At 56.1% G+C, this 14,351-nt stretch carries 13 protein-coding genes; all 13 read right to left on the minus strand.

The genetic code is table 11. The features are described 5' to 3' along the window. Positions 1–34: 34 nt before the first annotated feature. Positions 35–916, minus strand: coding sequence for a tryptophan synthase subunit alpha (gene trpA, locus CE153_RS06765; protein ID WP_099595636.1), 882 nt, complete (start codon positions 914–916; stop codon positions 35–37). A gap of 18 nt (positions 917–934) precedes the next feature. Beyond that, positions 935–3,028, minus strand: a complete 2,094-nt coding sequence (locus tag CE153_RS06770) for a bifunctional indole-3-glycerol phosphate synthase/tryptophan synthase subunit beta (protein WP_099595637.1) — start codon at positions 3,026–3,028, stop codon at positions 935–937. Positions 3,029–3,077: 49 nt separating this feature from the next. Then, the gene (gene trpE, locus CE153_RS06775) at positions 3,078–4,634 is read right to left on the minus strand and encodes an anthranilate synthase component I (RefSeq protein WP_065439234.1); all 1,557 of its coding nucleotides are present in this window, start codon (positions 4,632–4,634) and stop codon (positions 3,078–3,080) included. Further along, the gene (gene hisI / locus CE153_RS06780; protein ID WP_003834725.1) at positions 4,631–5,038 is read right to left on the minus strand and encodes a phosphoribosyl-AMP cyclohydrolase; all 408 of its coding nucleotides are present in this window, start codon (positions 5,036–5,038) and stop codon (positions 4,631–4,633) included. The genes trpE and hisI overlap by 4 nt, the downstream gene beginning before the upstream one ends. 66 nt (positions 5,039–5,104) lie before the next feature. Next, positions 5,105–5,875, minus strand: a complete 771-nt coding sequence (hisF, locus tag CE153_RS06785; RefSeq protein WP_099595638.1) for an imidazole glycerol phosphate synthase subunit HisF — start codon at positions 5,873–5,875, stop codon at positions 5,105–5,107. Between the two features lie 117 nt (positions 5,876–5,992). Continuing rightward, on the minus strand, positions 5,993–7,153 hold the full coding sequence (gene rlmN / locus CE153_RS06790) for a 23S rRNA (adenine(2503)-C(2))-methyltransferase RlmN (protein ID WP_099595664.1): 1,161 nt from the start codon (positions 7,151–7,153) through the stop codon (positions 5,993–5,995). A 40-nt stretch (positions 7,154–7,193) separates the two neighbouring features. Next, positions 7,194–8,180: a phosphatidate cytidylyltransferase gene (locus CE153_RS06795; protein ID WP_099595665.1), complete on the minus strand. Its 987-nt coding sequence runs from the start codon at positions 8,178–8,180 to the stop codon at positions 7,194–7,196. Between the two features lie 50 nt (positions 8,181–8,230). Then, positions 8,231–8,785, minus strand: a complete 555-nt coding sequence (gene frr, locus CE153_RS06800) for a ribosome recycling factor (RefSeq protein ID WP_099571886.1) — start codon at positions 8,783–8,785, stop codon at positions 8,231–8,233. A 53-nt stretch (positions 8,786–8,838) separates the two neighbouring features. Then, the gene (pyrH, locus tag CE153_RS06805; RefSeq protein ID WP_099571887.1) at positions 8,839–9,588 is read right to left on the minus strand and encodes a UMP kinase; all 750 of its coding nucleotides are present in this window, start codon (positions 9,586–9,588) and stop codon (positions 8,839–8,841) included. 179 nt (positions 9,589–9,767) lie between these two features. Further along, positions 9,768–10,619: a translation elongation factor Ts gene (gene tsf / locus CE153_RS06810; protein ID WP_003834716.1), complete on the minus strand. Its 852-nt coding sequence runs from the start codon at positions 10,617–10,619 to the stop codon at positions 9,768–9,770. Positions 10,620–10,694: 75 nt separating this feature from the next. Next, a complete protein-coding gene (gene rpsB, locus CE153_RS06815; RefSeq protein ID WP_099595639.1) occupies positions 10,695–11,519 on the minus strand; it encodes a 30S ribosomal protein S2 in 825 nt (274 codons plus the stop codon). A 263-nt stretch (positions 11,520–11,782) separates the two neighbouring features. Then, on the minus strand, positions 11,783–12,268 hold the full coding sequence (locus tag CE153_RS06820) for a peptide deformylase (RefSeq protein ID WP_033501059.1): 486 nt from the start codon (positions 12,266–12,268) through the stop codon (positions 11,783–11,785). Between the two features lie 2 nt (positions 12,269–12,270). Further along, positions 12,271–14,319 (minus strand): AMP-dependent synthetase/ligase, encoded by a 2,049-nt coding sequence (locus CE153_RS06825; protein WP_099595640.1) that lies wholly within the window; start codon positions 14,317–14,319, stop codon positions 12,271–12,273. Between the last annotated feature and the right edge of the window lie 32 nt (positions 14,320–14,351).

Here is a 14,351-nt window from a genome sequence, read left to right on the forward strand (position 1 = left end):
GCGTTGCGTGGACTACCGAAATCGTTGGAATGGTTTACTTCGCGGAGCGTGCGTTGTGAATGCCGTCCGCAAGTTCTTCGGCCTTGACCGCCAATGCCTTGAGCCCGGTGGCCTCGTCGACGGCGTTCTTTCCGGATTCGTCGAGCATGGTATGCACCAACGCGGATCCGACGATGACACCGTCGGCATAGGAGCCGACTCGCGCACCCTGTTCGGCGGTGGAGACGCCAATGCCGACGCAGACGTTCTTCGCACCGGCATTGCGCGTGCGTGCCACCAACTCCTCAGGCGAAGCGTCAATGGTGGAACGTTCACCGGTGACGCCCATACGGGCGGCTGCATAGACGAAACCGCGAGCATTGTCGGAAACGACCTTCAAACGACTGTCTGTGGAATCCGGCGACACGAGGAAGATTCGGTCAAGTCCGTGACGGTCTGAAGCTTCGATCCATTCGCCAGCCTCATCCGGAATGAGGTCGGGGGTAATCAGGCCAGCGCCACCGGAGTTCTCGAAATCACGCGCGAAACGTTCGACGCCATAATGGTAGATGAGATTCCAGTAGCTCATCACCAACGGAACTCCCCCGGCATTGGCCACGGTCTCAACGGCCCTGAACACGTCCGCGATTTTCTCTCCATTGTCGATGGCGATTTGTGAAGCGGCCTGGATGACGGAACCATCCATGACCGGATCGGAATACGGCAGGCCGATTTCAACGGCATCGACGCCATGCTCGACCATGGTGCGGAATGCCTTCAGCGAATAGTCCGGGTTCGGGAATCCATATGGCAGATAGCCGATGAATGCGGGCTTGTTCGCGGCTTCGAACTCATCGAACATGGCTTCCGACGGACTCGACTTGTGGCTGATGCCGAGCGGCTGTCCGGACAGCGTGGTTGCTGTTGCGTGCGTCATAATGGGATGCTCCTTCTTTCACTCGCTGTCCGCGTTGTTGCCTTGGGCGCCGTTGGCTTCGAGCGCCTTGGCCTGTTCATCGGTCAAATAACCGAACCATTTGCCAGCGGTGTTCATGTCCTTATCTCCACGACCGGAAATGTTGATGATCATGACTGGGTGCTCGTATCCCTTGGCCTTGAGATCCTCAGCTGCCTTGTATGCGCCAGCAACTGCATGAGAGCTTTCAATCGCCGGAATGATGCCTTCGGTTTCGCACAGATCCTTGAAAGCGCTCATCGCTTCCTCATCGGTTGCCCAGGAATAGTTGACGCGTCCGATTTCTTTGAGCCATGCGTGTTCCGGGCCGACGGATGCGTAATCCAAACCGGCAGAGATGGAATACGTGTCGAGGGTCTGGCCTTCGGAATTCTCGAGAAGATAGCTCTTGGCACCTTGGAACATGCCCAGTTCGCCGGTTCCCGGAGCGAAACGAATGGCATGACGCCCGGATTCGGGGCCATTGCCGCCCGCCTCGTAGCCGTACAGGTTCACGCGTTCGTCATCAAGGAAAGCGTTCATGATGCCGATGGCGTTGGAACCGCCGCCGACGCATGCGCAAACCGCATCCGGATGGTCGATGCCGTACCAATCCTGAAGCTGCTGCTTGGCTTCCTCACCGATGATCTTCTGGAAGTCGCGCACCATTGCCGGGAACGGATGTGGACCTGCGACCGTGCCAAGCAGGTAGTGCGTGTCTTTGACGTTGGTGACCCAGTCTCGCAAAGCCTCATTGATGGCGTCCTTGAGAATGCGATCTCCCAAAGTGACTTCCACCACCTCGGCACCGAGCATGCGCATGCGAGCGACGTTAAGCGCCTGACGACGCGCATCGATCTGACCCATGTAGATGCGGCATTTCAAGCCGAGCATGGCGCACACCGTAGCGGTGGCCACGCCATGCTGTCCCGCGCCGGTTTCAGCGATGACACGGGTCTTCCCCATGCGCTTGACCAGCAGAGCCTGCCCAAGCGCATTGTTGATCTTGTGCGCGCCGGTATGGTTGAGATCCTCACGCTTGAGGAACACACGCGCGTCGAGACCGGTTTTTTCTTTGAGACGCTCGGCGAAACGCGGAGCGTCAGTCAACGGTGATGGACGTCCAACATACTGCTGGTTCAGTCGTGCCAGCTCCTTATGGAACTCCGGATCGGCCTTGGCTTCCTCATAGACGCGTTCAAGCTCGTCAAGCGCCGTGATCAGCGCTTCCGGCACGTAACGTCCGCCGAATTGGCCGAAATATGGTCCTTCGTGGCTTGCCAATGGGGTTTGTTCGGATGCTTTCACTCTTGCTCCTGCCTTTACCAGTCGCTCCACAGCCTGCTCATGGTTGGCTGCGGTTGCGACACCTTCGCCAACCAGCACCGCGTCGGCTCCGGCGCGGGCATAATCCTCCAGCTCAACCGAACCGAACACTCCGGATTCCGCTACACGGATCACATCGTTCGGCAAATCAGCGGCCAGCTCGTTGTATTTGTTCACATCGACCTTGAGGTCCTTGAGATTCCGCGCGTTGATGCCGATGACTCGCGCTCCCGCATCAATGGCACGCTGGATTTCCTCACGGGTATGCGTTTCGACCAGCACCGTCATATTGAGACTATGTGCAAGCTCAAGCAAGGACTTGAGCTTGCCGTCGTCCAACGCGGCGACGATCAATAGCACCAGATCGGCACCGTGCGCACGCGCTTCCCAAATCTGATATTCCGTGACGATGAAATCCTTACGCAATACCGGGATTTTCACAGCTGCACGAACTTTATCGAAATCATCTAGCGATCCCAAAAAGCGACGTCCCTCGGTAAGCACGGAAATCGCGCTGGCTCCGCCCTTCTCGTATTCTCTGGCCAAAGCGGCTGGATCGGGAATATCGCTCAGGTGACCTTTCGATGGCGAGGCTCTTTTGATTTCCGCGATGACCGGAATGCCGTCGGTCATTTTCAGCCATTGCCGCGCATCAATAGGCGCTGGCGCGGCAAACGCCTGACGCTTTACTTCATCAAGAGGGATTTTCTGTTCGCGTGCTTGTTGATCTTCAACTGCTCCTGTAACCAGCTCATCGAGTACAGACATAGTGTTCCTTTCAGCAATTGACTCGATTAGTTAGCTTGTTTGGTTTGACTCACAATTGGCGAAGCTGCGAGGCGATCTGAACAGCCTCAACGCTGGCTTCGGCCTTATTGCGAGTCTCCTGCCACTCACTGGCCGGCACGGAATCAAGTACAATTCCAGCTCCGGCCTGCACGCTCGCTTCATGGTCGCGGATGAATGCAGTTCGAATGGCAATTGCCATATCGAGGTTGCCCGAAAAATCGAAATAACCGACAGTACCGCCGTAAATGCCACGATCTGCGGGCTCAAGCTCGTCGATGATCTCGATGGCACGCGGTTTCGGCGCTCCAGAAAGCGTTCCCGCAGGAAATGCAGAAGTGAACACGTCGAATGATGTCATGTCGGGGTTGACCCTGCCGGTGACGGTCGAGCAGATATGCATGATGTGGCTGAATCGCTTGATGTCCATCAAGGAAACAACCTCCACGCTTTCCGGAAGGCATACACGACTCAGATCGTTACGCGACAGATCGACGAGCATGATGTGTTCGCTGCGTTCCTTCGGATCAGACAGCAGATCCTTGGCGAGCTGCTCGTCTTCCTCAACGGTGGCGCCACGTGGCCTGGAACCCGCAATCGGGAAGGTCATGGCATGACCGTTATCCACTTTGATCAGTGTTTCCGGGCTGGAACCGATGACATTGAAATCACGTCCCTGCGCGTCAGTCAGCGACATGAAATACATGTAAGGACTGGGGTTCAACGTACGCAACACACGGTAGACGTCGAACGGATCGGCAGGCGAATCAATGTCGAGACGCTGGGAAATAACCACCTGGAACACGTCACCGTCGATAATATGCTGCTTGGCGATTTCGATAGAGCGCTCGTAATCGCTTTTCTCCGTGCGGAAGCGAAGTTCCGGCTGGCTAACGGTCTCATCCAGCACGTTGACGCGAGCTTCACCTTCGACAGGCGTGGCAACCTTTCGCTGCATATCGTCCAATCGCGACACAGCCTCATCATATGCGGCGTCGGCACGGGTCGGGCGGTCGTCCACATTCACCGCGTTGGCGATCAACCACACCGATCCGGACACATGGTCGACCACGGCAATATCTGTGGCTAGGGCCAACACCATTTCAGGCTGCCCGGTCTCGTTCGGAGCCTCGGCACGCAGGGTCGGCTCCCAGTGGCGAATCGCATCCCAGCCAACGGTACCAACCAGACCGCTGGTCAGATTCGGAAGTCCTTCAACATGCGGCGCCTTCAAGGTTTTCAGCGCGGCATGCGCGACTTCCATTGCATCGCCTTCAGCAGGCACGCCAGCAGGAACCTGCCCCAACCAATCGGCCTTACCGTTGTTGGAACGCAACTGAGCCATGGAATTCACGCCAATGAAACTGTATCTGCTCCACGTACCGCCGAATTCCGCGGATTCGAGAATAAACGTGCCAGAACGTCCAGCAGCAAGTCGCTCATAGAAGCCGACTGGCGTCAAGGAGTCAGCAAGAAGGCGACGTACAATCGGAATGACGCGATATCCCTGGTCCGCCAACTCGTGGAACTGTTCACGTCTCGGCCAGGTGGCGCCCCACTTGAGTGCTTGTACGCTGCATTCGCTCATCGCTGGCCCTCCTGTTCCTTGGTGCGATATCCCACGACCACGGGCAACTGCCCGCCTTCCTCGAAGCAGGATCGTTTGCCGGTATGGCAAGCCGCTCCTACTTGGTCAACTTCAATAAGAATGGCATCCCCATCGCAATCCAGCGCGAAAGACTTCACATATTGGGCATGTCCGGAAGTATCTCCCTTACGCCAGTACTCCTGCCTGGACCTCGACCAGAAAGTAACGCGGCCGGTTGTCAAGGTGCGGCGTACGGCTTCATCGTTCATATATCCGACCATCAGCACTTCTTTGGTGTCGAACTGCTGGATGACAGCTGCCACCAGTCCTTTGTCGTCACGCTTGAGACGTTCTGCAATTCGTGGATCGAGAGTAGTGCTGTTGTCGTATGCTTCGTTGGTCATGGTGATGGTATGGTTCGTTTCTTCGATTATTGATTAATGTTCGCTTGTTTTTGCTATTTTCGGCCTTCAACGCACGGTGTAGCCGGCGGCTTTGATCGCGTTCTTGACTTCACCGATCGTAACTTTGCCGTAATGGAAGATCGACGCGGCAAGAACGGCATCCGCACCAGCTTCGATTGCCGGAGGAAAATCAGAAGCCTTTCCAGCACCGCCAGAAGCAATGATCGGAATCTTCACTTCCTTACGCACAGCTTTAATCATTTCAAGGTCGAAACCCTGCTGAGTGCCGTCTGCGTCCATGGAATTCAGCAGAATCTCTCCCGCTCCCAGCTCCTGGGCACGCTTGACCCACCAAATGGCGTCAATGCCCGTGGACTTACGTCCTCCCATGGTGGTGACTTCGAAACCAGACTGAGTATGGCGCTCCCCCTGCTCACGACGCGCGTCAACGGACAATACGAGCACCTGGTTGCCGAAACGTTCCGCGACACGGCTGATCAGTGTCGGATCGTTGATGGCAGCGGTATTGACGCCTACCTTGTCGGCTCCGCAACGCAGCAGTGAATCAACATCTTCAGGAGTACGCACGCCTCCGCCGACAGTCAGAGGAATGAAAATCTGTTCGGCGGTTCGACTTACCACATCGACCATGGTCTGTCGATGCGAACTTGACGCGGTCACATCGAGGAAGGTCAGCTCGTCGGCTCCTTGGCGGTAGTATTCCGCGGCAAGCTCGACCGGGTTGCCGGCATCGCGAAGATTTTCGAAATGCACGCCTTTGACTACTCTTCCCGCATCAACATCAAGACATGGAATGACTCGGACTGCCAGTGACATGCTGTTTTACTCCTTCGCGCATGGTATCGTGCAACGAATGTAAGAGTAACCGTTTTACGTTACGCATGTCTGTCGGAAGTCCGGGTAGCGGACAAAACCAGCTTCTTTCCTTGACAGCTAATCGCGTTCTTTAGCCGCAAGCTGCCCGCATGCGCCATCGATGTCCTGCCCGCGCGTATCTCTCAACGTAGCGGTGATGCCAGCCTTGTGAAGAATGTCAAGAAACTGTTGTTCATCCTCAGGCTTCGAAGCGGTCCATTTCGACCCTTCGATAGGATTAAGCGGAATCGGGTTGACGTGAACCCAATTATCACCGTAATGGTTCAGGCGTTTAGCGAGCAACTTGGCATGTTCGGCCTGATCGTTGATGCCACGCATCAGAGCATATTCGATGCTCACGCGGCGCTTCGAAGCCAGATAGTAGTCGTGTGCGGCGTCAAGCACCTGCGTGGTGTTGAAACGTTTGTTCATTGGAACAAGCTCATCTCGCAGTTCATCGCTCGGAGCGTGCAAAGACACGGCCAGACGCACCGGAATACCCTCAGCCGTAAGTTTTTTAATACCAGGTACCACGCCGACCGTGGAGACGGTAATGTTACGTGCCGAAATACCGAAACCCTCGGGCGGCATGGAACTGATCTGACGAACAGCGCTCAATACCGACTTATAGTTGCCCATGGGCTCTCCCATGCCCATGAATACAATGTTGCTCAGACGTCCGGGGCCACCCGCAACTTCTCCGTCACGCATGGCTTTCGCGGCCACACGGACCTGTTCCACAATCTCGCCTGCCGACATGTTTCGAGTCAGACCCAATTGGCCCGTAGCGCAGAAGGGGCATCCCATGCCGCAACCGACCTGACTGGAGATGCACAACGTGGTGCGTGTGGGATAGCGCATGAGCACGGACTCAATAAGCGAACCGTCGAACAGGCGCCACAACGTTTTGATAGTGGTACCCTCATCAGCCACTTGACGAGTCACTTCGGTAATGAGCGTCGGGAAAAACACCTTCGCGGCCTCGACTCGTTTCGTTGCTGGGAAGTCGGAGAATTCCTCCGCATTGACATCGAAATGCCCGTAATAATGATTGGCAAGCTGCTTGACCCTGAATTTCGGAAGTCCAAGATCCTTGGCTTTAGCGATACGCTCTTCCTCGGTCATATCCGCAAAATGCAGCGGCGGCTTGCCTCGACGCGCATGATCTTTGGATAACACGTCTCGGAAAGCACCAGTGGTGCCTCCTGGGGTGATGCCGGTCTCTGGCAGATCCTTCATGGAGTTCGCAGAGTCGCTCATTACTTTTCTTTGACCCTTCCTACATTCCAGTCGCCCACAGCAGCACGCACACGAATGGTGCGCACAACAGAATGGAATCCACTCGATCCATCACGCCGCCATGCCCCTTGAGCAGATGGCCCATATCCTTGATACCGATATCTCGCTTCAGCATGGATGCACACAAGTCACCAAACGTTCCGGCAATGCCGATCATGAAACCTGCCACGACGGGAACCCACCAACGAGAAGCCCACACGTCTGGCTCGTATGTGCAGAACATCACTACGAAGGAACCAACCATGGAGAACAGGATGGACCCGGCAAGTCCTTCCCACGATTTCTTCGGCGAAATACGCGGGCTCAGCTTGTGCTTGCCCAGCCATGCTCCAGCAAACAGACCGCCAGTATCGCTCAATGCGGGTATGAACACCATCATGATGGCGTGAGCAACGGGATGCCCATTGAATGTCAGTGGCATGATGACGCAAGACGCCAGAAGAGGAATATACAACACGGTGAACATGGAAACCGCAACATGGCTCAAACGGCTATGGGTTACCTCTCCCTGCTCATGGTTGAACGACGATTCGAGTCTTGCGCCGGCATCGGTATGGGAAAGTTTGTCGGCAACCGCCAGTGAGATGCGGCTGCCGAACGTCACCTTGGCGCTGGCTGCGATCGCGACAATCACTAGAGACGCCAGTACGCATACCGTCATGGCGACGATATGACGTTCGCTGTAATAGGTGGACAGCAGCGTCGCCGCCGAACACACCCACAGCACCGCCACAGGAATATGCAATCCCACAGTGGCGAAATCGACGCGCAGCTCCCACAGGGCAAGCACCATGAAAAGCACGACCAGATAGACGAACAAGTCGATGCTGATCAGCAGGCATGCCAAAATGAGGATGACGAGAACCGCTCCCGTGGCGATGGCCTGAGGCATGTTACGACCCGTCTTCTTGTTGATGGCGTTGATGGCCTCTTCGGCTTCCTTTTCGTGCTGTTCCTGATGTTCCATCATGCTCCCCTGTCTAGCTGTGCGTCGATTCTTTTTTAGGAGTGAAGGTCTCAGACCTCCATGATCTCCTTCTGCTTGGCTTCAAGCAGGGTGTCGAGCTCGTCAGTGGTCTGCTTGGTGACCTTGTCGAGCTCCTTGAGCAGACGATCGCCCTCGTCCTCGCCCATTTCGCCATCCTTGATGGCCTTGTCGAGGGATTCCTTGGCCTTGCGACGAATATTACGCACAGCGACCTTGCCGTCTTCTGCCTTGCCCTTGGCAAGCTTGACGTATTCCTTGCGGCGCTCTTCGGTCAGTTCCGGCATGGTCAGGCGAATGACGTTGCCGTCACGACGCGGGCTTGCGCCCAGATCGGAATCGCGCAGTGCCTTCTCGACGGCATTGGCCTGGGACGCGTCAAACGGGGTGACGGACAGGGTTCGCGGTTCCGGCACGCCGATGGTGGCGACGGCCTTCAGTGGGGTCGGGGCGCCGTAGTAGTCGACGGTGATGCCGTTGAGCAACGCCGGATTGGCACGACCGGTGCGAATGCCGGAGAAGTTCTCCTTGGTGGATTCCACGGACTTGGCCATCTGCGCCTTGGCCTGTTCGACGATAGTTGCCATTTGTTTACTCCTTGTTGTTGGTTTGTTCGATCGATATTCGACGTTGAATGTCGTTATTCAGCGAGCGTGGATTCCGCAGTGGAAACCATGGTTCCGATTTCCTTACCGAGAAGAGCGCGAGTCACATTACCGGCGCCTTCAAGTCCAAAAACGCGGATGCGCTGCTTGTTATCGCGAGCCATAGAAAGCGCGGCAGCATCCATGACGGCGAGATTGTCGACAAGCGCACGGTTATAGCTCAACGTGGCGAAACGCTTGGCGTTCTCGTCTTTGCGAGGATCAGCGGTATAAACGCCATCCACGCCATTCTTGCCCATCAGTACCTCATCGCAATGAATTTCCAAGGAACGTTGGATGGACACCGTGTCGGTGGAGAAATACGGCATGCCGGCGCCGGCACCAAAAATCACGACGCGGCCCTTCTCCAGATGACGAATGGCCTTGAGTGGAATGTACGGTTCGGCGACCTGCCCCATAGTGATGGCGGTCTGCACACGCGTGGCCTGCCCTTCCTGTTCCAGGAAATCCTGCAATGCGAGACAGTTCATCACAGTTCCCAGCATGCCCATATAGTCGCCGCGGGAGCGATCGATACCAGCCTGCTGAAGTTCCGCGCCACGGAAGAAGTTGCCTCCACCGACAACGATGGCAACCTGAACGCCCTGCTGCACCGCAGGAACAATTTCTTCCGCAATACGGCGGATAACAGACGTGTCGATGCCGACCTTGCCGCCACCAAACGCCTCTCCGGATAGTTTGAGCAGCACCCTGCGTGGATTATCACCAGTGTTTTCGCCAGTCATGAAAAGCCTTTCTTGCCCGAGAACTCACGAAATTTACCGCTCTCAAGAGTATCGGCAAACACAGACACATCAGCGTAGCGACACAGTCTAAAAACAAAGGTGGCCGTCACCCTATGGATGATGGCCACCTTTATGGAATCGCCGTGCGTCTAACGCATGGATTCACTTACAAAGCCAATTCACTCGGCTTCGCCCTTGCCGACCTCGACACGAGCGAAGGCCACGGCCGCGCCACCGACTTCCTTGAACAGGTCGCCGACGGTCTTGGACGGATCCTTGACGTAGGACTGCTCGAGCAGGACGTTCTCCTTGTAGAAGGCGTTGAGACGTCCTTCAACGATCTTCGGAACGATCTTCTCCGGCTTGCCTTCAGCCAGGGACTTCTCAGTAGCCACGCGACGCTCGGACTCGACCACATCGGCCGGAACATCCTCACGGGTCAGCCACTGGGCGCCCATTGCGGAAATCTGCAGAGCGGCTTCGTGAGCCACAGCGGCACCAGCCTCATCAGTGGCGATCATGGCCACGATGCTCGGCGGCATTTCAGCGGACTTCTTGTGGGCGTAAATCTCGACGTGCGGGCCTTCGACCTTAGCGAACTGGCCGACCTTGACGTGCTCACCGAACAGAGCGGCCGCCTCTTCGACGGCTTCTTTCACGGTGGCTTCGCCGGAAGCGGCTGCCAGCACTTCGTCCACGGAAGCGGCTTCGGCCTTGACGGCATCCTCGAGAACGCTGTCAGCGAATTCCACGAACTTCGGGGTCTTGGCCACGAAGTCGGTCTCGGAATTCAGCTCGACGGCGTAACCGGTCTGGCCATTGGCGGACTCCACGACCTTGGAGGCGATGGTGCCTTCCTGCGCCTTGCGTCCTTCGCGCTTACCAGCGGCCTGAATGCCCTTGGCGCGGATGATTTCCTTGGCGCGAGCCACGTCACCCTCAGCCTCGGTCAGAGCCTTCTTAACGTCCATCATGCCGGCGCCGGTTTCCTCGCGCACCTGCTTGATCAGAGCTGCAGTGATTGCTGCCATTGATTTGTCTCCTCTGGAAAATAGTGATGTCCCATATGATGGGAGGCACAACACCTCCCATCATAGTGGATATTTTCACTCAGCCTTGGCTTCGCCCTCAGCTTCGGCCTCAGCCGGTACGTCGGCGGCCGGAGCGCCCTCAGTGAGAAGCTCCTTCTCCCAAGCGGCCATCGGCTGCTCGGCTTCGCCTTCAGCCTTGGAGGCCTTGCCGGAACGCTCCAGCAGACCCTCGGCCACTGCGTCAGCCATGAGGCCAGTCAGCAGTTCAATGCCACGGATGGCGTCATCGTTGGCTGCGATCGGGTACTCAACGGACTCCGGATCAGCATTGGTGTCGACAATAGCGACAACCGGAATGCCCAGCTTGTGAGCTTCCTCGACGGCCAGGGCTTCCTTGTTGACGTCAACCACGAACATGGCGGACGGAGTACGGTTCATGTTGCGGATACCGCCCAGCTGCTTGGCCAGCTTGTCCTTCTCACGTTCGAGAAGGAGCAGTTCCTTCTTGGTCAGGCCGGAGCCACGAACGTCGGTGAAGTCCATCTCTTCGAGTTCCTTGAGACGGGAGACGCGCTTGGACACGGTCTGGAAATTGGTCAGCATACCGCCGAGCCAACGCTCGGAAACATACGGCATGTTGACACGGGTGGCCTGGTTGGAAACGGCTTCCTGAGCCTGCTTCTTGGTGCCGACGAACAGCACGGTGCCGTTGTGAGCGACGGTAGCCTTGATGAAGTCATAGGCCTTATCGATCATGTCGAGCGACTTGAACAGGTTGATGATGTGGATGCCGTTGCGCTGGGTGAGGATGAACTGCTTCATCTTCGGGTTCCAACGACGGGTCTGGTGGCCGAAGTGCAGGCCTGCCTTCAGCATGTCGCTCATATTGATCTGAGCCATGGTATTACTACCTCTTTCTTGTCGGTTCTTGCCTGGTCATGCGTTCCTGCGTGCAACCAAAACCTTACGGCGTTGGCCGACCGACACAGGTCGTCGCGAACATGACGCGAATTGGTTGTATGCCGGTTGACAATATTGGTGGTTCGGAACTTTCACGACACAGTTCCTTGCCGGATGGCACACAAGGAGTAAAAATACCACGGGGTCACGTCTTTTTACAAAGACGTGACCCCAAATCGTCATATTAAACGGAACGGCAGCAATTACTTGCGGTGATTGCGCATGTAGCGCATCGCCTCACGCCGTTCCTCTTTCTCCAGCCGATCGAGATAGACATGGCCATCCAGATGATCGGTTTCATGCTGCAGCATGCGGCCCATAATGCCATGTCCTTCCAGCACGACCGTCTTGCCGTCCAAATCGATGCCACGCACACGAGCATAATCGGCACGACGAGTCTTGTACCACAATCCAGGCACGGACAGGCACCCCTCATCCCCGTACTGTTCGCCGCTGGTTTCTTCAAGGACAGGGTTGAGCACGTATCCGATCTTGCCGTTGATGTTGTAGGAGAATGCCCTCAAACCCACGCCAATCTGGTTGGCCGACAGACCGGCACGTCCCGGATCGTCAACGGTATCAAGCAGATCCTGCACCAGGTGACGCACAGCCGGCGTAATCTCCTTGATAGGGTCGCAGGGCGTGCGCAGCACCGGATCAGGTACGACTCGAATCTCACGTATTGCCAAAGCTATCTCTCCTCAATCATAGTTGTTTCCTCAGTTTCCGATGGGACCACAGGCATTGACGACTCGCCGTCGGTTTCTTCGGACTGCTTCTTGATTTTCTCCTGCATGGTATCAAATGCCTGCCGAACCTTCGGGCTTACGGATTCGGATGCCTGCCGCATGGATTCGGATGCCTGCTTGACCGTTTCCGTAGTGCGGTCAAGGATCTGCACCGTCTTCGGCAACGGCCTGTTGGATGGTTTTGGAGCATATAACACGTTGTCGATGATGTTCTCATACCGTTTGAGCACTTTCGGCCTGACGACCTTCAGGCTCGCCGTCAGCGTGCCGTTCTCCTGGTTGAACTCCTCGTCGAGGATTTCGAACTTGCGTACGGATTCCGCGCGGGAAACGTTCGCGTTCGCCTTTTCAACATACTGCTGGATAAACGCTCGCACGGCATCGTTCCTTGCAACCTGTTCCATGGACATGTTGCTGTCAAGTCCCTGCTGCGCAAGCCAGGAACGGACCATCTCCTGATCAAGCTCGATCAGGGCTCCGATGAATGGTTTGCCGTCGCCGACCACCACACCATGCGACACTATCGGGCAGGTGTTGATGATGTCTTCCATGGGTGCGGGACTGACGTTCTTGCCACCAGCAGTGATGATGATGTCTTTCTTGCGTCCCGTGATATACACAAAGCCATCATCGTCGATGGTTCCCAAATCACCGGTCTTCAACCAGCCATCGGCCATCTTGACGTCGGCCGTCAACTCTGGTTTCTTGTAATAGCCAAGGAACACATTAGGACCCATCACCTGCAGTTCCCCATCATCGTCGGTCCGCACACCCATACCGGGACCAGGCTTGCCTACCGAACCGACACGGTTGGCATCTTGCCAGTTGACGATCATCGGTGCGGCAGTTTCCGTCATACCGTAGCCTTGGATGAAGGTAATATCATCCATACCGTTGAAGAAATGGGCGAGATCAACGTTCAGGGGGGCTCCTCCGCAGGCTAGGTACCTCATGTTCGGCCCCAAAGCGGAGCGGATGGATTTACCCACGACAGACATAAAGAACGAATGTTCGGCGCGAGCCACGATGGAATGGCGTCCGGTTTCCTGCTCATCCTTCGACCATTGCACGAAATGATCAAATGCTCTAGCGAACACCCTTCCCCGAATGCCCGCTCCGGCCTTCTGCGAAGCCGCGTTGTACACCTTTTCGAACACGCGGGGAACTCCCAGCAGATAGGTTGGTTTGAAGCTGCGCAAATCGGCAAGCAGATGTTTGGCTCCCGGAAGATAGCCGACCACTCCTTGACCACCAATCGCAACGTATTGGATGTAGCGGGCGAAACAGTGCGCCAACGGCAGGAACAGCATCAGACGATTCGGCTGATACAGCATTTCGTCGAGAATGATGTAGCCGTTCAACACGATATGCGTGAAGTTCCGGTGAGAGAGCATGGCGCCTTTGGGCTTGCCTGTGGAACCGGACGTATACACAATGGTGAGCATGTCATCGGCCTTGACTCTAACGATCACCTGATCAAGCGCGTCCTCGCTGACGCCCTCTCCGAAATCAGCAACGGCATCGAGACCATCTGCCTTGAAATTGAAAACATACCGCAAGCTGCTGTGCTCTTCACGGATCCGCTCAAGCGTTTGCGTGTGCGCGGAATCGCCAGCGAAAGCGATAACCGGATTCACCTCTTCGATAATTGACTCGGTCTGCTTGGCGGAATCGGTCTCGTATACAGGCACGCTTACCGCTCCAATCGCGGCGCAGGCAAAATCAACGACTCCCCATTCGTAGCAAGTGGGCGAATAGATAACCACCATATTGCCGGTCTTGACCCCCAAGCCAAGAAGGCCTTTCGCAACCGAACGCACACGTTCGAGCATCTCCCCAGCCGTGACGTCATGCCAACGACGAGTCTCATCGTCCTGCCATTGGGCGATGAGATCCTCAGGATCACGCTCAGCGCGTCTGGAGAGCAACGCGAAAACGGTATCCTCATCCGTGGTGCTATACGCAGGTTCTGGTATAAATTCTCTCAACATGAATCCCTATAGTAGTTGCAGTACATTTAAGG

This window comes from Bifidobacterium sp. N4G05 (assembly GCF_002742445.1).
Taxonomy (GTDB): Bacteria; Actinomycetota; Actinomycetes; order Actinomycetales; family Bifidobacteriaceae; genus Bifidobacterium; species Bifidobacterium hominis.